The organism is Bradyrhizobium sp. 21, assembly GCF_023073335.1.
Taxonomy (GTDB): domain Bacteria; phylum Pseudomonadota; class Alphaproteobacteria; order Rhizobiales; family Xanthobacteraceae; genus Bradyrhizobium.
Map to the genome: position 1 here is coordinate 1 of NZ_JADPJG010000035.1, position 21,288 is coordinate 21,288.

19 protein-coding genes and 1 tRNA gene are annotated in these 21,288 nt (G+C 62.2%); 11 read left to right on the plus strand and 9 right to left on the minus strand.

Going from position 1 to position 21,288, the window contains the following annotated elements; all coding sequences use genetic code 11:
• Window positions 1-547 precede the first annotated feature (547 nt).
• Window positions 548-1,030: a response regulator gene (locus IVB31_RS28625; protein ID WP_247330806.1), complete on the minus strand. Its 483-nt coding sequence runs from the start codon at window positions 1,028-1,030 to the stop codon at window positions 548-550.
• Window positions 1,031-1,467: 437 nt separating this feature from the next.
• Between IVB31_RS28625 and IVB31_RS28630 the strand changes: the two genes are divergently transcribed.
• The 4 genes from IVB31_RS28630 to IVB31_RS28645 all read left to right on the plus strand — a co-directional run bounded on the left by IVB31_RS28630 (window position 1,468) and on the right by IVB31_RS28645 (window position 4,003).
• On the plus strand, window positions 1,468-2,178 hold the full coding sequence (locus IVB31_RS28630; RefSeq protein WP_247330808.1) for a Crp/Fnr family transcriptional regulator: 711 nt from the start codon (window positions 1,468-1,470) through the stop codon (window positions 2,176-2,178).
• A 186-nt stretch (window positions 2,179-2,364) separates the two neighbouring features.
• A complete protein-coding gene (locus tag IVB31_RS28635) occupies window positions 2,365-3,063 on the plus strand; it encodes a Crp/Fnr family transcriptional regulator (protein ID WP_247332279.1) in 699 nt (232 codons plus the stop codon).
• Window positions 3,064-3,214: 151 nt separating this feature from the next.
• The gene (locus IVB31_RS28640; RefSeq protein ID WP_247330810.1) at window positions 3,215-3,592 is read left to right on the plus strand and encodes an Hpt domain-containing protein; all 378 of its coding nucleotides are present in this window, start codon (window positions 3,215-3,217) and stop codon (window positions 3,590-3,592) included.
• Window positions 3,593-3,754: 162 nt separating this feature from the next.
• On the plus strand, window positions 3,755-4,003 hold the full coding sequence (locus tag IVB31_RS28645) for a hypothetical protein (RefSeq protein ID WP_247330812.1): 249 nt from the start codon (window positions 3,755-3,757) through the stop codon (window positions 4,001-4,003).
• 32 nt (window positions 4,004-4,035) lie between these two features.
• Here IVB31_RS28645 and IVB31_RS28650 read toward each other — a convergent pair whose 3' ends face one another.
• Entirely contained in the window at window positions 4,036-4,659 is a 624-nt protein-coding gene (locus tag IVB31_RS28650; protein WP_247330814.1) for a helix-turn-helix transcriptional regulator, read from the minus strand.
• Between the two features lie 341 nt (window positions 4,660-5,000).
• On the opposite strand from IVB31_RS28650, the gene IVB31_RS28655 reads away from it, so the two are divergent.
• Together IVB31_RS28655 and IVB31_RS28660 are read left to right on the plus strand one after the other, a co-directional pair.
• Complete coding sequence (locus IVB31_RS28655) at window positions 5,001-6,164, plus strand: hypothetical protein (protein ID WP_247330816.1); 1,164 nt, start codon at window positions 5,001-5,003, stop codon at window positions 6,162-6,164.
• Window positions 6,165-6,757: 593 nt separating this feature from the next.
• Complete coding sequence (locus IVB31_RS28660) at window positions 6,758-7,972, plus strand: EAL domain-containing response regulator (protein WP_247330818.1); 1,215 nt, start codon at window positions 6,758-6,760, stop codon at window positions 7,970-7,972.
• A gap of 7 nt (window positions 7,973-7,979) precedes the next feature.
• Here the strand turns inward: IVB31_RS28660 and IVB31_RS28665 are convergent, their stop codons facing one another.
• The 5 genes from IVB31_RS28665 to IVB31_RS28685 form a co-directional block, all read right to left on the minus strand.
• On the minus strand, window positions 7,980-8,840 hold the full coding sequence (locus IVB31_RS28665; protein ID WP_247330820.1) for a DMT family transporter: 861 nt from the start codon (window positions 8,838-8,840) through the stop codon (window positions 7,980-7,982).
• Between the two features lie 496 nt (window positions 8,841-9,336).
• The gene (locus IVB31_RS28670) at window positions 9,337-10,383 is read right to left on the minus strand and encodes a GIY-YIG nuclease family protein (protein ID WP_247330822.1); all 1,047 of its coding nucleotides are present in this window, start codon (window positions 10,381-10,383) and stop codon (window positions 9,337-9,339) included.
• Complete coding sequence (locus tag IVB31_RS28675) at window positions 10,376-12,538, minus strand: DEAD/DEAH box helicase (protein ID WP_247330824.1); 2,163 nt, start codon at window positions 12,536-12,538, stop codon at window positions 10,376-10,378. Before IVB31_RS28675 ends, IVB31_RS28670 begins: the two co-directional genes overlap by 8 nt.
• Window positions 12,535-15,219 carry a DNA methyltransferase gene (locus IVB31_RS28680; protein WP_247330826.1) on the minus strand — a complete coding sequence of 895 codons (2,685 nt, stop codon included), beginning with the start codon at window positions 15,217-15,219 and terminating at the stop codon, window positions 12,535-12,537. The genes IVB31_RS28675 and IVB31_RS28680 overlap by 4 nt, the downstream gene beginning before the upstream one ends.
• A gap of 476 nt (window positions 15,220-15,695) precedes the next feature.
• Window positions 15,696-15,785, minus strand: a tRNA-Ser gene (locus IVB31_RS28685).
• A 167-nt stretch (window positions 15,786-15,952) separates the two neighbouring features.
• Here IVB31_RS28685 and IVB31_RS28690 point away from each other — a divergent pair.
• Window positions 15,953-16,210, plus strand: a complete 258-nt coding sequence (locus IVB31_RS28690) for an alpha/beta fold hydrolase (protein WP_247330828.1) — start codon at window positions 15,953-15,955, stop codon at window positions 16,208-16,210.
• A gap of 480 nt (window positions 16,211-16,690) precedes the next feature.
• Here the strand turns inward: IVB31_RS28690 and IVB31_RS28695 are convergent, their stop codons facing one another.
• Complete coding sequence (locus IVB31_RS28695) at window positions 16,691-17,836, minus strand: ROK family protein (protein WP_247330830.1); 1,146 nt, start codon at window positions 17,834-17,836, stop codon at window positions 16,691-16,693.
• Window positions 17,837-18,169: 333 nt separating this feature from the next.
• Between IVB31_RS28695 and rplU the strand changes: the two genes are divergently transcribed.
• The 3 genes from rplU to IVB31_RS28710 all read left to right on the plus strand — a co-directional run bounded on the left by rplU (window position 18,170) and on the right by IVB31_RS28710 (window position 19,676).
• A complete protein-coding gene (gene rplU / locus IVB31_RS28700) occupies window positions 18,170-18,559 on the plus strand; it encodes a 50S ribosomal protein L21 (RefSeq protein ID WP_247330832.1) in 390 nt (129 codons plus the stop codon).
• Between the two features lie 97 nt (window positions 18,560-18,656).
• The gene (gene rpmA, locus IVB31_RS28705) at window positions 18,657-18,926 is read left to right on the plus strand and encodes a 50S ribosomal protein L27 (protein WP_092028004.1); all 270 of its coding nucleotides are present in this window, start codon (window positions 18,657-18,659) and stop codon (window positions 18,924-18,926) included.
• A 156-nt stretch (window positions 18,927-19,082) separates the two neighbouring features.
• Window positions 19,083-19,676 (plus strand): GNAT family N-acetyltransferase, encoded by a 594-nt coding sequence (locus IVB31_RS28710; RefSeq protein WP_247330834.1) that lies wholly within the window; start codon window positions 19,083-19,085, stop codon window positions 19,674-19,676.
• Window positions 19,677-19,760: 84 nt separating this feature from the next.
• Here the strand turns inward: IVB31_RS28710 and IVB31_RS28715 are convergent, their stop codons facing one another.
• Entirely contained in the window at window positions 19,761-20,675 is a 915-nt protein-coding gene (locus tag IVB31_RS28715; protein WP_247330836.1) for a DMT family transporter, read from the minus strand.
• Window positions 20,676-20,798: 123 nt separating this feature from the next.
• On the opposite strand from IVB31_RS28715, the gene IVB31_RS28720 reads away from it, so the two are divergent.
• The gene (locus IVB31_RS28720) at window positions 20,799-21,278 is read left to right on the plus strand and encodes a MaoC family dehydratase (RefSeq protein WP_247330839.1); all 480 of its coding nucleotides are present in this window, start codon (window positions 20,799-20,801) and stop codon (window positions 21,276-21,278) included.
• Window positions 21,279-21,288 lie beyond the last annotated feature (10 nt).

Genomic DNA, 21,288 nt, shown 5'->3' on the forward strand with positions numbered 1-21,288 from the left:
GAAGATGTTATCCAGGATCTTGGCGTTGTTCGGCTCCTGCTCGAACTTCACCAGCTGATTGTCGACGGTGTCCAGGCTCTCGCTGGTCTCCGTCAAAAACTCCCGCAACAGATCATCCATGAGCTACGCCTGCCTTACTGACCTGGACCTGGACCTCGACGCTCGAGCCACGCTTGGCATGGACGGAAGCCCTATTTGGATCGTTAGACATCCCCTTTCACGGTCCCGTTAATTTCATCCTCCGTGCTAATACGGATATTGAAGACAAGTTTGCCGTTCGACCGCATGCGACAGCGCTTTTCGGCAAAGCCGGCGCCACGCCGCGAAGGCGGGACGCGTTAGGTAAACGTGCCGATAACGGCGAGACGGCGCGCGCGGGAAAGCCCTGCTCGTGAAGGACGATAGGCGCGGCATTCGCGGAATTGTATCGAGCCGCCTGCAATCCGGGGCGCTCTCGCCACCGTCGCTTGGTGCCTTGCCGGGATTCGCGAGATCCGCGTTTGCGGTAAACGAACGGTTACCCGCGACCGCTGCGGCCGATGCCGCGCTAACCCAGGCGCGCGGCCGAAGCAAGGTCGCCGTCGGGACGGTGCTCCGCCAGACAATCGTTGATGGCGGCGAGCAGCGCGTGCGGCGTGAACGGCTTGCGCAGACAGCGCGCCGCACCGAGCTCCAGCGCCATCCGGAGGAAATCGGGGGCTGGCGAATTCAGATCTGCGAAAGCGTAGCCGGACATCGCGATCAGCGGAACGGCCGGCGCCCGCTCGTGAAAGATCCGGATCGATTCGAACCCGCGCATGTGCGGCATAAAGATATCGATGATCATCAGATCGAACTGCTCGTGTTCAAGGGCGCGAAGTCCGGCTTCCCCTCCTTCGGCGATCGTCACCCGAAAATTGTTGCGCTGGAGATAGACCTCGATGGCCATGCACACCATCGGGTCGTCGTCGACAACGAGAATATGACGCAGATCTTCTGTCCCCGTTTGAGCTTCCCGTTTCGGCGATTCAATAATTGAACCGTGGGGCACGCTTTCTCCTTTGCTTTTTCAAATCGAGAAATCGACGGTCGCGAACGTCATTGGCGGAAGCGGAGAAGACGATGGCGCAAAATCTGCGGCCACGCGGCGCCACGGTTCGGAGCAATGTTTGAGGATTGTAGGCACTCGTCCAACGAACGAGGCGGCGCGGCTCGACCGGCGTCCAATGGCAGGGCGGATGCAATGCTTCCGGCTCAAGAAGGCCCCCTTGCCGCTTTTTCCCACGAACCTTCGCAGGACCGGCGCGCAGGCGTATGAGCGAATCAGCGCACCATTCTTATTTCCGCCGCAAATGCGCCAGCCTGTCTGCCCCCCAACGGGTATATGGACGGCGACACAACTTGTATAATAGGTTTTTGTCGCCGCGCAACTGGATGACGAGCCGGGTGCAGCGCCGATTGTGTATCGAACGCGCCGGATCGACCTGCATGACCGCGAGCGGCCACCCGCCCAACCAATTGCTGCAAATGCTCGACGCGGCCGATTTGAATATGCTGCGCCCGCATCTCGCGACGGTGGAAATGGTCAGGGAATCTGTCTTGGGCGAGGTCGGCGCCGCGTTGAGATACGTCTACTTCCCGCATGGCGGATCCGTATCGATCACGGTCAGCCTTTCCGAAGGACAGACGATCGAAGTGGCGATGCTGGGCCGAGACAGCGTCGTGGGCGGTGGCGCAGCGCTCGCCGACGGCATCGCACCGGCCGACGCCGTCGTGCTCTTCCCCGGGACTGCGTCAATGCTGGAAATCGCGGCTTTCCGCATGGTCGCTGCCGCGAGCGTGGCGTTTCGCAGCCTGATGGTCCGCCATGAGCAGGCCCTGCTCGCGCACGTGCAGCAATCGTTGCTCTGCAATACGCTGCACTCGGTCGAGGCGCGGCTGGCGCGGTGGCTCTTGCGGGCCCGCGACCTGTCCGACAGCGAAATTCTCCCGCTGACACAGGAGACTCTGGCGCAGATGATAGGCGTGCGGCGCAACGCCATTTCCCTGGTCGCGCATGCGCTTCAGCGCGCCGGCATCATTCACTACACCCGCGGCCAGATCGAAATCATCGACCCGCGGGCGCTGGAAACCACGTCCTGCGACTGCTATTCGGCGGTGAAGGCCAGCCACTCCCGCCTGGTAGGAGCGCTGCGGTGACGAACTCGGCGCAGCCTTCCTGGATGCGGACGTGCAGGCAGCGCCGCAGCGGCGATCGCCCGGTCGGACATCTTGTCCCAATTGCCAATATATCCCGACGGGAACATGATAGAATTTACCCTCGCCGCAAGCGGTTCGCCTGCTGCGACCAGCTGGTGCAGGAGACGGGAGGCAGCTTTGGAAACGATGGTGGGTTCCTCCAACGGTTTCCTGTCCGCGCTCTCGGCAGACGACTATGAATTGATCCGCCCGCATTTGCGGACGGTCGATCTGCCGCATGAAGCGGTGCTGGTCGAGACCGGCGAGACGCTCAAGCGCGCCTATTTTCCCCACCGTGGCGTCATCTCGCTGGTGGTGGAGCTCGCCAAGGGTGAGCATGTGCAGGTCGCCATGATCGGCCGCGACAGCCTGCTCGGGACGCTCTCGACCATGGGCGATGCCTGCGCGCTGAACACGGCCATCGTGCTGGTTCCCGGCTCCGCCTCGGTGATGGACCTCGACCGGCTGCGCATAGCAGCCGACCAGAGCAGCACCCTGCGAACGCTGCTCACGCGTCACGGGCTGGCGGTCTATGCCCAGGTCCAGCAGACCGCCGGCTGCAATGCCGCCCATCCGGTGGAGGCGCGGCTGTCGCGCTGCCTGTTGCACACCCATGATCTCTCGGGCGACTACCGCCTGCTGCTGACCCAGGAGGCGATGGCGCAGATGATCGGGGCGCGGCGCAACAGCGTGTCGCTGGTCGCCAATACCCTGCAGCAGGCGAATTTCATCCACTACAGCCGCGGACACATCCAGATCCTCAACCTGGAAGGCCTGCGACAGACGGCGTGCGAATGCTACGCGACCGTGAAGGCGCAGTATGACCGGCTGCTCGGCCCGCGCTGACCGGCGCCGCGGCGTGGTAAACCGGCGGCTAATCCCGGCCTGCAAACCTGGATCGTCCTGCTACCGGAACTGAAATCCAGATGCCGTAGACACGGGCCTGCCGCGCGCCGGGCCGGGCGGCAAACCAACCGTGATCAAGGCAGGCAAGACCATGTTTGAAGTAACCGTCGCGCCTGCGCAGACAGCGCTCGATGCCGAGCCCGCGCGTGAGCCGGGCGCGTACCAGGCGCTGGTGCGCGAGATCGGCGAGGACGGCGCCGGTGAAGTGCGCGACGTGTTCTGGAGCGAGACCTCCGCGCGCCTGCAACTGTTCCGCACGCTGGCGCTTGCGCAGCACCACGCCAGGATCGCGCGCGAAGCGCATTCGCTGAAGAGCGCGGCCGGAACGTTCGGCTATGTCAGGCTCGCGGCGCTGGCGCTGCGGCTGGAGATGACCGCGGAGAGGCTCGGCGACGCCGAATTCCGCGATCTCCTGGACATGATGGACGCCGCCTACGCCACCGCGCGAGCGCAGGAGCCGCAGGGCTAGAGTCTCGTTCTGACGCCTTTTCTTCACGCGAACCGGTATCCATTTCGCTGGAAAACGCTCTAGCCACTCACGCGTGCATCCCCGCCGTACTTCTACGGTTTGGGATTTTCACAGAAGGCTAATCATACGTAGCGATAGTCGCCGGAAACCAGGAGGGTTTCCATGTTCACCTACGAGACTGCGGACCAGAAAGAGGTCCGTCGCTTCCGCATCGCACAGTTCAATGGCCGGATGGCGACGGTGACGGCTGGCGAGGCGACGGTGACTGGCTTCGTGCGTTCGGTGCTGGAGCAGGAATCGACCATGCCGCCCCGCTGGACCATCACGATCATTCCCAACGCGCCGAAGGAAGAGCTCAAGCCGATGCGGCCCTCATCGCGCGCGCGTCCCTTCGCTGAAGATTATTTCTGAGCGCGATCGGGGCTCCCCGGCCACAAGAACTCTCAGTCGATCGAATGCAGCAGCGCCGCGCGGACGAGGTCCGCGGTGTTGCGCGCACCGAGCTTGCGCATCGCCTCGGCGCGATGGCTCTCGAAGGTGCGCGGACTGATCTGCATCCGAAGCGCACCCTGCTTGTTCGAATAACCCTCGCTGATCAGCCTCAGCACCTCGCGCTCGCGCTTGGTCAGCCGCTTCTGGCCTGACAGGCCGACGATCTCGGCGCTCGGCACGCGCTGGGGCTGCGGCACGCGCGCGGCCTTCGATTCAACGTCCTCGACCCTGGATGCGATCGGCAGGCCACCCTTGCGAGAACCGGCAAGCTGCTTGACCAGGCCGCAAACCCGCTCGGTCTGCGCCAGCGCATTCTCCACCACCCGCTGCAAATAGGCACGGTCGCCGCTGACAGGCGCGAGCTGATCGCTGTGATGCTTGATCTCGCCCATGTAGAGCAGGAGCGCAGTGAGGGGGCCGTTGAGCTCGCGGGCGATGGCGGCGGCCATTTCGTCGGCCGCCTTGGCACGGGCCGCGTTCAGGCGGACGAAATCGAGCTCTTCAGTTGGAGCAGCGCTGCTTTCGTACCATTCCGACGGCCGCGAATCGGTGGCCGTATCATTCTGTGACCCCATGTCACTCGTTTAGCGGAACCCAAGCCGATCTGTGGTTAACTTTTTGCTCCGTATGACTACGGTGATTTTGACGGTTTTGCGCTAAAATACTGACATCGGCACAATTTATGCTTGCGCGAAGCTGTCCCCCATCGCTCAGGGGTTGATATTTCCCGCTCAAAGCTTGGGCGGACCCCCGCAAGCCTCCTTGATCACCGTCCCCGGCCGGGCCTTCGAGGTCCCCGGATTTTACGGATATATTAACGGCGACTTGCTTCTCTATGTCACAATTGAGAGCGCGCAAATGCCTCCATGCCTTGGGCCGGTGGGCCTGCTGGAATCGTTGCGGAAGATTGCGTGCGATGAACGAGATCGACCAGCTATCGGAATTCTTGCAGAAGCTGACGCCACTGTCGCGCAGCTGTCTGCTCAGCGAACTCGAACGGCTCGAGCTGTGCGGCATCGACATGCCGGGCTCGAGCGACGTTCAGGCCAAGTTGCGCGCGGAATTTCGCAAGGACGGATCGAGTCAGGCCCGCGCCACCAATCCCTCGCGCTATTTCTTCGCGCCGCTCGAGCTGCTCCTGATCGACGGCGCGCCCGAGCATGCCAACATGGGGCGGATCTCGCGCAACACTCTCACCCCGATCTGGGAGTGGATCTGCCGCGACCTGCTGCCGACCATGGCGCGCGACTACATCAAGGCGATCAACGACCAGGTCACCGCCAACAATCCCAAGGAAGTGCTGAAGATCGCATCGATCTTCCAGATCAAGGTCGTCAAGGTTCTCGAGAGCACGCTCGCATCGGCGGAGAGCACCGAGTTCGCGCGCGGCAAGCTCGCGCAATACACGGCATCGCGCACCGCCTTCGACGACGTGAAGAAGATGCAACATGTGCTGCGCGCCGGCGCTGCGCTGCCGAAGTTCAACGAAAAACTGCCCGAGAAGATCACGAAATTCGACGACGGCCAGGTCGCCAAGATCATCGCGCAACTCGACGCCTTCAAGAAGGTCCATCCCGAGGCACTGCCGTTCGCGCTGACGCTGCTGGCGAGACGGCTCAAGACGTCATGGGAGTTGGTGCGCCTTGCCACCAGGCCAGCCGCGAGCAAGAGCGCCGCCGACGTCGCCGCCGCGCCCTATGCTTGCGTCGTTCACATGGCGCTCGACCGGCTCGACGACAAGCGTCTCGCCCTCCGCATCGCGCTCCGGCACAACCGGGTCCTGGTCGCGCGCGACCTGCTCACCGAGATCTACGACACCGAATATGCGCTCAGGGTGCGCATCGACGGCATCGAGCATTGCGAGTGGGGCATTCGGCTCCAGCAATTGATGGACGCGATCGCGGCGCTGGTGTCCGCCGAGGTGAGCCGCTTCCCTTCCAATGTCGGCCACATTCTCGGCTCGCGCCGGCTGCGCAGCCACGACACCCTCGGCGGAAAGCTGAGCTATCTGGCCTGGAAGGGACGCGACGTGATCGGGGACGGCGCAGCGGCGTTCCGCAAATTGATCGGCCAAACCTGATCTCGCGACGAAAGCGCGGCGAGCGCCACATTTTTCCGGATCACGCTCTAACGCGCGCGCGGCAGGCTCAGGAAGCGATCGAGAAATCGTCCTGACAGCACGAATTTGAACCACCAATACAGCAGTCGCCGCGTTGTCATTGCTGATCCTCGACAGCCCACTACCGGCTGCACGGAGCAATAGCGCAGCTGCAGCAATACGCATGTGATGTGCTTCACAGTGGCGCCAGCGCCGCCGGACGCATTGACGCAGAACCGTCACGCGAGAAGCGGCAGCATGCGCGCATCGCGCGAGGGCCGCCGGCAAATAAGGCGAGCATTATTCAATTGGGCGAAGCGCGCGCGGCTTCGTCCAATCGCAGGACACCGCGCGTGCATACCGCCGCACTGCACGTCGCGGAAATCTCCGGCGATTGCCGCACTCTTGCGCGCGACGCGCGGCAGGACGTAAAAACTTCTCCAACGCGACCTCGACAATTTTAGACATGATGCGGGCTTTAACGTTACCCAGATAATTCAACGATCGACTGAAGCCTTCCATATTTGAAACTGCTCCCATCGCTAACACCGATCGCGGAACGGGAGTGGTTTGCGATGAACGATGAAACTGTTGAACTCGCCGGACGAAGGCCAAGAACCTTCGGACGGCGAAAGGTGACGCCGCGCGCCTGCGTCGCCGACGGCAAGCGCCATCTGCGCGCTTTCCTCGCCGAAGTGCTGGAGGATCTCGGCTTCGTCACCACCGAATGCGCGAGCGCCGACGAGCTGCAAACCTTGCTGACAAACGAATTGCCCGACCTGATCCTGCTCGGCATCGCCGCCGACGGCATCGAACCCGGCACGTTTCTGGAAACGCTGGTGCGCGAGGCGTTCGACGGCAAGGTTTTGACCGTCGGCGCCCGCGAGTCGATCATCGTCAGGGCGGTGCAGCAGGTCGGCGAGGAATATGGCCTTGCGATGCTGCCGCCGCTGACGACGCCCTTTGCCGCGGAGACGTTGCGCGAGCGCGTCGCGATGCTGTTGCCGGACGAGCCGGCACCGAGCCCGGCCGTGCATGTCGGCGAGGCGCTGCATGCCGGCTGGCTCGAGCTCTGGTACCAGCCCAAGATCGACGCGCGCACGCTGATCCGCAGCGGCGCCGAGGCGCTGGTGCGGATGCGGCATCCGACCTGGGGCGTGGTGCCGCCGGCCTATTTCATCCCTGAAGAGCACGACCCGCATCTGCGCGACCTCTCCGAATTCGTGATCGAGCGCGCCATGCAAGACTGGCACTATCTGCTGGAGCAGCAGAGCCCGGTCGATCTCTCGATCAATTTGCCGGCGTCGTATCTGAAGGAGCCGCAGGCCGTGCGCGATCTCTGCCGCCGCGTGCCGACGCATCCGGCGTTCGGCGGGCTGACGATCGAGATCGACAGCGAGGAGGCGATCCGCGACCTCGATCTCCTCGTCGAGGTCGCCCGCGAAGTGCGCCTGCACAATATCGGCCTGTCGATCGACAATCTCGGCGCCAACTGGCCGTCGCTGATGGACCTCGGCAAAATTCCCTTCATCAAGCTGAAGGCCGACCGGCACTTCGTCACCGGCAGCGGCAATGATCGCCTCAAGCGCACGGTGTGCCGCCACATCGTCGAGCTTTCACATGGCTATGGCGTGCATGCCGTCGCCGAGGGCGTCGAGAGCCGCGCCGACCTCGTCGCCGCGAACGAGCTCGGCTTCGACCTCGTGCAGGGTTTTCTGTTCGGCAAGCCGATGCCGCTGAAGAAGTTTGCGCGCAGCACACTGACGCGGACGGTGATGGGGGGCGCGTGAGGCGGCCTCAGGCAAACCGCCGCGCGAAGAACACGCAGGCGACCACCAGCGCGGTCGCCGCGATCATGCTCCAGGCAACCGGTTCGTGCAGCAGAAGGCCTGCGAGCGCGAGACCGAAGAACGGTTGAAGCTGCTGCAACTGGCCGACACGCGCGATGCCGCCGAGCGCGAGCCCGCGATACCAGAAGATGAAACCGACGAACATGCTGAAGATCGAGACGTAGGCGAGCCCGATCCAGGCGGGCACACCGACGCCGCTCCAGCTCGACGGCCAGGTCAGGATCATGATCGGCAGCATCAGCGGCAACGCCAGCAGCAGCGCCCAGGAGATCACCTGCCAGCCGCCGAGCCGGCGCGACAGCGCGGCGCCTTCGGCATAGCCGAGCCCGCACAGCACGATCGCCGCGACCATCAGCAGATCGCCGGTGAGCGAGGCGGTACCGTCGTTGGAGAGGGCAAAGCCCGCGACCGTGGCGCTGCCGAGAATGGCGAAGAGCCAGAACATCGGCTGCGGCCGCTCGCCGCCGCGCAGCACGCCGAAGATCGCGGTCGACAGCGGCAAGAGCCCGATGAAGACGATCGAATGCGCCGAGGTGATGTGCTGGAGCGCGAGCGCCGTCAACAGCGGGAAGCCGACCACGACCCCGATGGCGACGATGGCGAGCGAGACGAGATCATTGCGCGCCGGCCGCGCCTGACGGAGCAGGCCGAGCACGGCCACACCGATCAGCGCCGCGATGACCGCTCGCGCCGAGGTCAGGAACAGCGCGGAGAACCCGCCGACCGCCACCCGCGTCGCCGGCAGCGAGCCGCTGAAGATGATGACGCCAAGAAGCCCGTTGCCCCAGCCGGTGGCGGAAGAGTGCATGTCTGTCTCGTCTTGTGGGTGGTGGTCCGATCTGGAGATGCCAGCCGGGGTGGCGTGACAATAACCCTTGAGCCTTCCGGGGCTGGACAACAAAAACCGCGAAAACAACCCCATGCACAGTAGACGGGGACTGCAAGATCAATGACTTACGTGGGGGCGGAATTGTCCTGCCGGGCAGCGATCATGGCATCGGCGGATTCGGACGACGTCGCGCGTGGTTTGACTCGTCGGGCAAAACAGGAGCAGGATGTTATCATTGCAAGACTTGATCGATAGGAGCGCTGTTCGTTTCTCGTTCGTATCGTCTACTCCACCGCCAGCCAGCTGGGCGCCCTTGTACTCGATCACCATGGTGCGGTCGTCTTTAAGCCGAGCCACGAAGTCGGGATATAACTTCCCTGTAGCAGTTGGCAGCCAGAAGGACTCGGTGTTCTCGGCAACATTCCGCAGCCAAAATTTATTGAGGCAGACTATCGATCGCCTTTCATCCTCGCCCCTAAGCGAGAGCTTGGTTGATAGCCTTTTCAACCAGGTCTGGCGTCGCCTTGAACCACTCCGTCGAACTGAAAGTTCGTCCATCCGGTCCAGTCACCCGCAAGGCCACGTGAAACGGTCGAAGCAAGCGGTGAATGTGCTGTTCGACCTCCTTCGCGGAGTGGCCCACTAGCTCATAGGTTTCCACGATCGCTACGGGCGCAAATAGGTATGTCGACTGCGTTTCTGCGTGCGCTATGCGGTCCTCGACTACTCCCGATGTGGTGCCGACCTTAAGCAATCCTTCGACTTCTGGTTTCTCCGAAAGGGAGCGCAGGATGTATACGAAGCCGGTCCGCGCGCCCTCAAACAAAGGGCCAACGTTCGTCACACCGATTCGGCGGGCATCTTTATCTTCATAAAGCCGCCGAACGAGCGATGACATCAGCAGGTTCGATTCTGTGCCGTTATCGAAGATGACGCGCAGACGGGCGTCTGGCTTGCCGTTGCGCCGGTGTTCGTCGCGAAAGTCCACAACGTGGACAAGCTGACCCTTGAGGACGAAGAACTCGCCTAGCTCGACGCGCTCCTGCCGAAAGGGCTGGGGTTTGCGCGTTCCTTCCTCGACGGACTTGCGAATGCCCTCGAATAGCGGCTCGAAGCGATCGAAATCGGGGCACGGGCGTCGGTCAGCGACAAAGTCGGGTCGTGCCATCGGCTTAAGCTCGTCGCGCACATCGAAGATGTCGAGGCCATCGGAGAGCAGAGGATCATCGAGAGGGTCGGCTGTCCCCGCTGCGCCGAACACGAGGTTGTGGTTATCGTAGGAAGCGAGCCCATCTAGATTCGCCTTTGATGAGCGCAACCCAGACAATTCATTTGCAAGCATGCGCTCTCGAACACTCCGCCCTGGTTGAGAAATCGGCTCAGCACCGGTCTCGTCCACAAAGGCGTTGATGCGCTCGATCACCTCGACTGCAAGGGCGAGAAGCGGTGTTCGCGCCGCCCTCGGCTTTTCGTCGGGTGTAAGTAGAAGCTCGTCATTCAAGTAGTCGATTGTTTCAGGCATCGACCTGTCCTTCGTCAGCTCCCGCCATGGCTGCGCGCTTCTCTCGCGAGAGCTTGCGCAGAAATGCCAAACCATCTGCAAGCCTCACCTCACGGCCGTTGGGCGAGTTCAGATTTGGCTCGCGGCCCTCGCGCTGAATAAACTCTTTGATTCGCGGGTAAAGTTTCTCGGCCTCATCCTGCGTCATACTTACCTTCAGCGCGCGAACTTCGCCGTGGAGGCGAGCAAGCAATTCCTCGGAGAGCTCCTTTGACAACAACTCGTAAGCGTCGTCGAAGTCACGGCGACCACCCAGCAGATCGACCTGCAGTTCCCTCACGTTGATGAACCGCCTTGCTTGCTGTACGAAGCGATCACCGGCGCTTGGCGCGGTTGTGGCGCGCTCGCTACTGCCTTCGTCCGGCCCTGCCAATGTGGACTGCTCCTCTTCGGACATGCCGGGCGTTTGAATAATGCTCGGGTCTTTGGCGACTTCACGGCCCAGTGCGGCACGCACACCAAACAGCCCTACTGTGTCCCGGACTTGGTCTTCGGAAAAGCTTGGATAACGCCGCTTTATTACGTCCGTCACTACGAGGTCGTACATGACGTCCGTGTGGTGGTCGTCAGGATTGATCATAACAGTTAGCGTCCGCGAGTCGTTCTGCACATCAGCAAATAGGTCGTTGAAGTCGTTCTCTATTGCCTCGACCGCCTTCTCGTCGATCTCCGGCATGCCAATGATTTCAATCTCGCCTGCGTTGGTCACCGGCCCCAACTTCGAGCTGTCACTAGGCGAGCCGTCGAACTGGTCCGCGCCTTTATGCGTCCGGAACTTGAAGACGGGTGCCATCACTTGCTCCATCAGGAGCGATACCGAGATGGCCTTAAGCATATCGTTGACGGCGCGGCTCACTGCCTCATCGTTAGCGAAGGGCGCGGAGACAAGATTGGTGAATTGTGCCTCCGCCTTGCCTGGTGCATCACGTGTTGCACGTCCAATAATCTGCACCACTTCGGTCAGGGAGCCTCGGTAGCCGACTGTGAGAACATGCTCGCACCACACCCAGTCGAAGCCCTCCTTGGCCATGCCGAGCGCGATGATGATGTCGATATCGTTGCGGTTCTTCACCGTCCGCAGACTCGCGAGCACCTTTTCGCGATCGGCGCTATCGTCCACGAGGTTCGCTATTTTGAGCGTGCGATCGCCAGCTGTGAGGTGCACAAAACCGGTCGTGAGGTCGGTGCTAGTTCTGGAGTTTTTGCCCAAGCGGTCGCCAATCGCATCCACGATCGCATCGACCGCAAACATCTTGCTAACTCCGCTGCCCTCGGCCGAGCCGACATGAGGGATGTGCACGATCGTCTTCAGGTGGGGGTCGAGGGCATCGCCAATCGCATCGAGGTACTTGCCTTGATAGAAACGGAAGTTGATGCGGAGCGTCTTGAGGTGCTCGTAGCCGTTCAGCTGTTCGTAGTAGGTGTAGATTACCCGCTCGAAACGTGCCTCGTCCTGTGGATGTAGGACAGCCGTGCCATCGCCGCGGAAGTACGACCCCGTCATGGCGAGGATGTGCGCGGCGTCGTGTCCCGCTTCGCCGGCCCGGTCAATCAGGCCTCGCAATAGGTTGCCCAGCCTACTGTTCTCGTCAGAGGAAGCGTGATGCAGCTCGTCCACGCAGATGAGCGCGCGGTCGAACAGCGTCACGTCATTCGTCTTTGCGTAGGCGGCTCGCAGAGTAGAGTGAGTGCAGAGTGCCGTCCGTGCACTACTCTCGCCGCGAAGGAACGCGATTAGCTCTTCAACCTTGCTACCAGTCTCTGAACCGACGGTGCAGAGGTCTAAGTCGAGCTTCCAGTCCGAGTGGAAGCCACCCGGGGCGAGTTCCGTGTTTCGAAATGAGGCACCGATAGACCGCTCGGGGACCGCGATCACCACGCGCTCGACTGCTTTGGTGCGCAGCTTTTCCAGTCCCACGAACATGGCGGCACGCGACTTGCCCGAAGCTGGCGGGGACTTTACCAGCAGGTGCTGCGCATCTCTCTTACCCCATACCCGGGCCTGCATGGCGCGCATACCGATAGCGTCGGTCGCCTTGGACGCGCCCGTTCCATCGTAGTTGAGCGTGATAGAGCCGAGACCGTTTTCGCCCGCCTTGTTCTTCGTCTCGCTCATGCGATCACCTCTTCTTTGATTTCGGACGGCTTCGGCTCTCCCACGGCCATGCGTGCATATAGTTGTAGCATGTGCTCGATCCGGTCGGCGTCAGACCGGTAGCGGCGCGAGCCGAAGATCGTCTCCATCGTCTCGTCCAGTTCTTCATGGGCGCGGCGCAAGCCGCGTGGCATGTTCGCAGGGGCGTAGAGATCGCCGAGCGGGCGGCCGAAACCCGCTTCGTGGCGGGCCTCGTTAATCGCCCACCAGTGTTCTTCCAGCTCCGCTTTGCGCCGTTCCGAGAGCGAGGGGAGAGGGAAGGTATTCCACACGAGCGTGTTCGAGTAGCGCGGATCCTCCTTGAGACGCCCACCTACCGTCTCCAACCACAGCCGATGCAAACGCGAGGATAGGACCGCAGCCTGCCAGATCGCACCGTCGAAGATGCCAAAAGCAAGATTGGAAACGATGGCGGTCTCGTCCTTCACCTCAACTGGCAGCCAGTGACGGTCCTCACTCGCCGCCCCCGGCACCATAATCGTGTGCGAACTAGCCTCGTTCTGCTCACGAAAGGACCAAGGCGTTTCGGCCATCTTGCGCGCAGCCGCGTCAGGACTCTCAAGCCGCTTAACTTTTACCCGTTCGAATCGCTCTGCCAGAAGTGGTACCGCTTGCGCCATCTTCACCTGGTCATTCCGCACCCATAGGCAATACCGTTCGATACCCTTCATTAATTCTTGCGATCCGTATAGTCGCCGCACAAAGCATGCGGCCTCGGGGTATGCTTCGATCAAAGCGTCGCGCTCGTTTCGGTCGAGTAGCAGCGCTTCCCCATTGTTGGGCATGTTGCCGAATACCATCGGCCCGAAGTCGGAAGCGAGCGGCTTGCGACGCTTCTCCACGATCGTCAGAGTGCCGGGCGCCAAGTAAGGGCCGATCACCTCTACGTCACGAACCGTGTCGCCGTCGAATAGGCGCTTAGGCGCGGCATTGGGCGGCCCGATACCAACGATAACGCAGGTCACGCCCGCATTATTCGCAGCAAGGTTCGACCATTTGAACGAGCGGTGTGCGAAGCGGATTTCAAGCCCATCCAAAAGGTAGGGCCACAATGTCGGCACCGCCGCGCCCTGCACGATGGAGTTTGTGGACACGAAAGCGAAAGGTGCACCAGTCTTGCGAGCGTATTCGCCCCCCTTCAGGAACCAGATAGCTACATAGTCGAGTTCGCCCCAGTTTGAAACGCGGCCCGCGAATACCGCCTTCATATCGGCACGCTGCGCCTTAGACTGGTGTTTGGAGCCCTTGAACTGCGGGTTCCCCACCACCACCGTCTCCGCCGCCGTATCCGGAGGGCAAGCCTTTAGCCAGTCGATCTCGGCCGCATTGCCGTTCACGATCACACCCGCCTTCTGCAGGGGCAGGAAGTCGGTGCGCTGGCCGAGATTCAGTTCCAACTGCTGATCGCATTGGTACTTTGCGATCCATAGGCCCAGCCGCGCTGCCTGGCACGCGAAGTCGTCGATCTCGATTCCGAAGAACTGCTCCAGCGCTATGCCTGATAGGCGCGGCGTCGCGAGGCGGCGCATCGCTTCGATCTCCAGCGACCGCAGCTCCTTATAGGCAAGTATGAGGAAGTTGCCCGAGCCGCAGGCCGGATCGAACACGCGGACGCGCCCGAGTAGCTCGAGGAAGTTGCGCAGCCGTACCTTATTCGCCCCCGCCCGCTCCAGCTCCGTGTGGAGCGGATCAAGCAAGATGGGCTCCAGCACCTTCATGATGTTAGCCGGGGACGTGTAGTGCATTCCCAGCTCGCCGCGCTTGTCCACGTCGACGACAGCCTGGAGCATTGAGCCGAAGATATCAGGGTTGATAAGCTTCCAGTTCAGCCCTGCGCAGTCGAGAAGCAGCTTGCGGCAGCGCCCGTCCAGCACCGGCATGGGCACATCTTCTTCGAACAGAGATCCGTTGACGTACTCCAGCTTGGACCAGCCCTTCGTTTCCGACGACCTTTTGTCGCGTTCCGTGTCCATGTGCCGGAACGCGCCTTTGAGGAACGCAGCGAGATCCGTGCCGTCTACGCTCGTCGATTGGCGCACGGCGATCTCAAACGCGTCCTTTTCGAAGATGCCGACATCATCCGAGAACAGGCAGAACAGCACGCGCGCCATGAAGATATTGAGTGCGTGTCGATCGGCCTCCGTTTTCCAATCCGGGTTAGCGTCGCGCACCGCGTCGTGGAAACGTGAGATGAAGCGCGTCGCCCGCACGTCGGCCATGCGCTCCTTTTTCGGAACGTAGCGCTCGTGTCCGCCCAGCGGAAAGAAGACATCGCCTTCCAGCGATAGCATGTCGAGGCCAACGCGCAGCGGCTCTTCGTCAAACCTCGGGCTTGTGTCGTAGGCGGCGATCCGTTCGCCGTCATAGGCGAGCAGCACGCGGGGACGGCGTCCCTTGGGCGAAGCCTCTGCTTCAGCTCGCATACGGTCCAGCGCCGCATCCGCCCCCCCCGGTTCGGTCGCCTCAAACCGCAGCATGCGTGCCCAGGTGAATTCGCCACCCTTCGCGGTATCGCGGAGTTTCGTGATTGTAGAGCGCGGGGCTCCTACCGCCTCCATCAGTGCCAAGCCGAACTCCCCTCCCGCCGGCGGATTGGCGGCGAGATCATCGAGGTTCGAGTAAATTTCTCCGGGGGTCAGCATGTTGTTTGAATTTATTCCTAAGAAGCTTATCCAGAAGCAGCCATTGCCAGCGTATACAACGGGTCCAGAAGCGGAGATTCAGCGTTTGTTGAGCTTCCTGACGACCTAGCGCCTCAGACCCGATGACCCTCCCAAGCTCGATGAGCTCGATCACGTCCACTCTTCCTTGCCCGAATTCTAAAGGGGTGACCCAAGATTGGTACACATCGAGCTTTTCGGCCAGTCAAACTGCGTGGGCTGTCGGGTGCTGCCGTTCTGACCCGGCCGGCGCGTGTCGAGATCCATCTAGCGGCTTGCGTGGGCTATCGTACCCTGCTTCCGAAAGGCACGGAATAGCTTCCAAGAATGGGGCTTGAAACGCCGCCACCAAGGCCAATAACCCGTATCCGTGAGCAGTTCACGGGTATGGGCAAAGTATGGGCCAAAATGAACCCACCATCGAAAATGGCCGACTTAAAGGGATTTCTGAGGGACTTTGGCGGAGAGGGAGGGATTCGAACCCCCGATAGGCTTGCACCTATGCCGCATTTCGAGTGCGGTACAATCAACCACTCTGCCACCTCTCCTAGGCGCCAAATCGGGGGCGGGCCCCCGTGGTTGAGGCGTTAATAGGCGAGGATGGCGGGCCAGACAAGGCGCGAAAGGGGAAAATCCGCGGCCTCTTTCGCCCCGCATCCCTTGCTGCCGGGAGGAACTGCCGTTGCGCATCTCACGATCAAGGCCAATGGTGCCGATGTCCAGCTGGTCCGTGCTGGTAGCGGGAAAACCGCTGCTTTTGCTGCATGGTTGGCCGAAACTCCGGCTGACCTGGGAGCCGGTCATGGCGCGTCTGGCCGGTCGTTTCATGCTGATCGCGCCGGATCTGCGCGGCTTCGGCGACAGCGACAAGCCTGGCGGGCCTTATGGACCGGATGGCCACACCGCGGACATGCCGGCGCTGATGGACGAGCTCGGCATTGACCGATTCGCGGCTCATCGCCGCGAGCCGTGACAGCTATCGGCTCTCGATCAGCCACGTCCGCAAAGGCTGGGCGCATTGCAAGGACGCGTTCGACGATGTCCGCAACGCCTTCGCCGACAATTCTTCAAGACCGGCAATCTCGCCGGCGGCTTTGCCGCACTATCGCGTGTCGCCAAACACGGCCAGGGCCGTGAGCAGAACCGGCAAGGTCCCGAGCCCGATCACCACGACGCGAAACATGAGATCGCTGCCCATGGCGGGCATTTTAGACGTGGGCGCGCGGCCGGCCAGTGCAGTTTGTGCCAGTCCGATCGGGAGTTGAGATCAGGGGAGGCTCCGGCCCGAAAAGGGGTGGGACCGCCAGACGCGGTAAACACTGGCGGTCCCGTGCCGCTCATTAAATTCTGGCTGGGAAGGGCGGCTTCGCCGGCCAGGTGAGGCGACGGCGGAACCCTAGCGTGCAGCCCGTGCACCGCAACGCAATCCGGCCCTTAACCTAACCAGTCAAGGTTACTCCTTGTCGGACTTGGCCTTTTTCTTTCCGTTGCCCGTGGAATCCCCGTCTTTTCCGTTATCCTTGTCTTTGCCGTTGTCCTTGCGGCGGTTGGTGAAGCGGGCATTGCCGAGGCCGGTGCCGATGGTGAGCACGCCCCAGCGATCGACGTCCTGCATGAACGGCACCTCGGAGAGGCCCTGAACCACGCCGTCATTGTGCATCAGGATCGCGGTGTCGTGCTCGCCGATCTGCGGGATGCCCTCGAGCAGGCTCGCCGGCAGGTTGAACTTGCTGCTCTCCCAATTGCCCGGCAGGTTCTGCGCGCCTTTCTCGATCGAGCCGTCCGCATTGATCACGCCGGGACAGGCGATGCCGATGAACGGCGCCAGCTTGTAGCCTTCCTTCTCAGCCTCGGTGATCAGCCCTTTCAGCATCTTCGTCAGCCGCTTCACCGCGCCTTCGCGCGTCGGCTCGTCGTCGGCATGACGCCACAGCTCGGACTTCACGACCTTGGCTTTCGACAGGTCTTTTGCCTTTTTCCAGCTGGTCTCCACCAGGCCGCAGCGGATGTTGGTGCCGCCGATATCGACCGCGAGGATGCTGTCATGGGCCTCGAAGATCCACGACGGCGCCAGATGCAGCGCGCCGAGCAGGCCGGCTTCGTCGGGATGATGGCGGATCGGCACCATGTCGATCTTGAAATCCTCGGACATGAGGATGATCTCGGTGCGCGCGATCGCGAGCTCGCCGAGCCGGGAATCGCGAAAGCCGCCGCCGACCACGATGCGCTCGGTCTTGGCCCAGGCCTTGGACTTGAGGAAGCGGCGGGTGACGTAAGCGAGCTCCTGGGCGAAGTCCTCGATGGCGCTGTGCACCACTGCCCAGGCCTCGGTGTCGTCGCCGACCAGGATGGCGTCCAGGGTCTTCTTGCTGATCTCGTCCGATGCCTCCTTGCCGAACGGGTCCTCGCCGGACTTGCGCAGCGGCTTGCGCCAGCGCTCGAGGATTTCCCGGAACGCGCCCTTGCTGGCGCGGTCGCCGATGAAGCCGTCCTCGTCCTTCATCTCGATGTTGAAGCTGTCGATATCCACCGAGGGCAGCCGCTCCGCCCCGTGATGGGCGATGCCCGTCGTCGTTTTGACCAGCTCGTCCGTTGCCATGAAAGCCCCTTGCCCGTTTGACTTAATTCGTGAGGACAACGGCAGCGGAACCTGTTGGTTGCAGCGCGGGCAGAGATTCGCTTTGCGGGCCCGGATCGGCCCAAATGCTTCGAATCCGGGCTGTTTTCGGCGGTTTTTCTTGACTCCCGAGGGCGAGCGGCTATAAGTCCCGCGACCGGCGCGGGGCGTTTCTCGCGCCGCTTGTTTTTGCGTGGGTTTTCAAAGGGATAATCCCCGCCCGCGCAAAACTCGCATAAACCCATAGCGACTGACAAAAAGCCGGCCCGGACGATTCCCGTCGCGAGGCCGGGATTTGAACACGGAGAAAAAACGATGTTCGCAGTCATCAAAACCGGCGGCCGGCAGTACCGCGTCGTTCCGGATGATGTTCTCGAAGTAGGCAAGATCGAAGGCGAAGTCGGCTCGATCGTGCAGTTGAACGAAGTTCTGCTGGTCGGCGGCGACACGCCGATCCTGGGTCTGCCCACGGTCGCCGGCGCGTCCGTTGCGGTCGAAGTGCTCGACCACAAGCGTGGCCCCAAGGTCATCGCGTTCAAGAAGCGCCGCCGCAAGAACTCGCGCCGCAAGCGCGGCTACCGCGACGAGATCACGGTGCTGCGCATCAGCGAAATCCTGACCGACAACGCCAAGCCCACCAAGGGTCCGCGCCCGAAGCGGGAAAAGGTCGCCAAGGTAGAGGCCGCCGAAGAAGCCGCCGCATAATTTGATCACGCGCCATCACGAATTGATGCGTGAGAAATTGTGAAATGATTCCGTCAAGGAATTGATCTAGAAATACTCAGGATTTCGGAGACGAGCCATGGCTCACAAAAAAGCAGGCGGTTCATCGCGTAACGGTCGCGATTCCAAGGGCAAGCGCCTCGGTATCAAGGCGTTCGGCGGGGAAGTTGTGATTCCCGGCAACATCATTGCGCGTCAGCGCGGCACCACCTGGCATCCCGGCCTTAATGTCGGCATGGGCACGGACCACACTTTGTTCGCCAAGATCGAGGGTCGCGTCACGTTCCAGGCCAAAGCCAACGGCCGCACCTTCATCTCGGTACTCCCGGTCGCAGAGGCGGCTGAATAGACGGTGGATCAAATTTGGAGTCCGCCGGGTCCCAGACCGAACCGGCGGAGTCCTTGAGATCAAAGAGATCGAAGGCTCCAGGGGAGGCAGGGAAACCGGCCTCCCCTTTCGTTTGACTTGCTCACTTTTCACTTGGTGACTTCGACGGAGCCGGACATGTTGCAGGATTTTTCGGGCACGAATTTGCGGGAGGCGAGACCAAGCGTCGTCGCCACCGAGCGGCTGACCTTGCGGCGGCCGACGCTGGCCGACGTCAGGACCATCGCCCTCCTCGCCAACGACCGCCGTGTCGCCGAAAACACCCGCCGCCTCCCGCATCCCTATTCGCAGGACGATGCCGTCGCCTTCGTCCGTGCCACCGCCGCGCTCGGCAGCGAGAGCGTGTTCCTGATCGAGCATGACAGCGATCCGGTCGGCATGGTCGGCATCGACCGCTCGACGCCCGACAATGCCGAGCTCGGCTATTGGCTCGGCGTCGAACATTGGGGCCGGGGATTTGCCACCGAAGCCGCGCGCGGCGCCATCGACTTCTTCTTCGAGGAATTCGAGGACGATCACCTCTATGCGGGTGCGCGCGTCACCAACCCGGCCTCGCGCAACGTGCTGGAGAAGTGCGGCTTCCAGTGGAGCGGCGTCCAGCTGCATCGCTTCCTGGCGCTGGGCTCGTCCACCCCCGTCGACTGCTTCCGCCTCTCGCGCGGGGTGTGGTCGTCGTTGAAGAGCTGGAGCAGTGCGCGAAGGATGAGGTAGGCATCAGCGCTGCCTCAAATACCGATGTCGTCCTGGCCTAGTGCGCAATTGCGCACGGGGGCCGGGACGACAGTTTGACCGCAGCTACGCCGGCGGATTCATCTCTCCGCCGGCACGGCCGAGATCACGCTCGCGCAGATAGATATAGAACCCGGCGCCGATGATGATGGCGGCGCCGACGATGGTGGCGAGTGAGGGGACATCGCCGAACACGACGAAGCCGAAGATCACGGCCCAGACGATCATCGAATATTGGTAGGGCACCACGACGCTGGCCGGCGCCAGCTTGAGCGAGCGGTTCACACAAAACAGCGCCGTCACCGAGACGCATCCCGCCAGCGCGAAGATCACGAGGCTGCCTGATGTCGGCGGCACCCAGTGGAATGCCGACAGTCCCGCGCCCAGCAAAAACGTGCCGACGAATTGCGACGACGCCATCACGATATCGGGCGTCTTGCGTAAGGAGCGCGTGATCAGCATCAGCGTCGCGAAGGACAGGCTGCCGCCGAGCGCGATCAGCGCCGGCAGGCTCACCGTCTGTGCCGATGGCCGCAGCGCGATCAGCACGCCGCAGAAGCCGATCAGGATCGCCGTCCAGCGCCGCCAGCCGACCTTCTCACCCAGAAAGATCGCCGACATCGCGGTGACGAAGATCGGACCGGCGAGATAATAGGTGATGACGTCGGCAAGCGGCAGATAGACCGCCGCGAGGAAGAAGGCGGCCACCTCTAGCGTCGACAGCACCACACGAAACAGCTGCAAGCGCGGCCGCTCCAGATGCAGGAACTGGTGACGCTGCCGCCAGACCAGCGGCGACAGCAGCAGCAGCGCCGCACAGGCGCGCAAGAACAGGAGCTGCCCCACCGAATAAGTCCCGACCAGGAACTTGCCCATGGCGTCGCCGAACGAGAACATGAAGATCGACAGCACCATGAGTGCAATGCCGGCCAGCCGCGCCGAGCGTTCGTCATAGGCGGAGAGATTCTTGAACAGGGGCATCAGCGCCGTTTTAATCGCGTGGGCGTGCGGGACAAGCCCGTCTCCGACGAATTGAGCGCATTGTCGCGCCGCGCGCCGCGCGATACGGATCGTTCTCCCAGTTCGTCCTGATGGTGCACCGACATGACCGACTTCGACCCGGCCCGGCATCGCATGATCCCCGCGCAACGCTGGTTTGAGGATTTCGTGGTCGGCGAGCGCTTCGTGCTGCCGAGCCGCACTCAGACCTCGGCGGTGTTCGCCGCGTTCCAGACCGCGAGCGGCGACACCCATCCGGTGCATTACGATGTGGAGTATTGCCGCAGTCGCGGCATGCCAAACCTGCTCGCGCACGGTTTTCAGACGCTGATCCACACCGCACCCGGCGCGGGCCTGTTTCCGTTCATGGTCGAGGAGTCCCTGGTCGGCTTCCTCGAGCAGTCGAGCCGGTTCCTCAAGCCCGTGTTCGCCGACGACACCATCTATCCCGCGCTGGAGGTCACCGAGCTCGTGCCGGGACGCACGACCGGCACAGTCACGCTCAAAAGCACCGTGTTCAACCAGCGCAAGGAGCTGGTGCTGGAGGGCACGCAGAAATTCCTGATCCGCTGCCGTCCCCTCTGAAGTCGTCTTG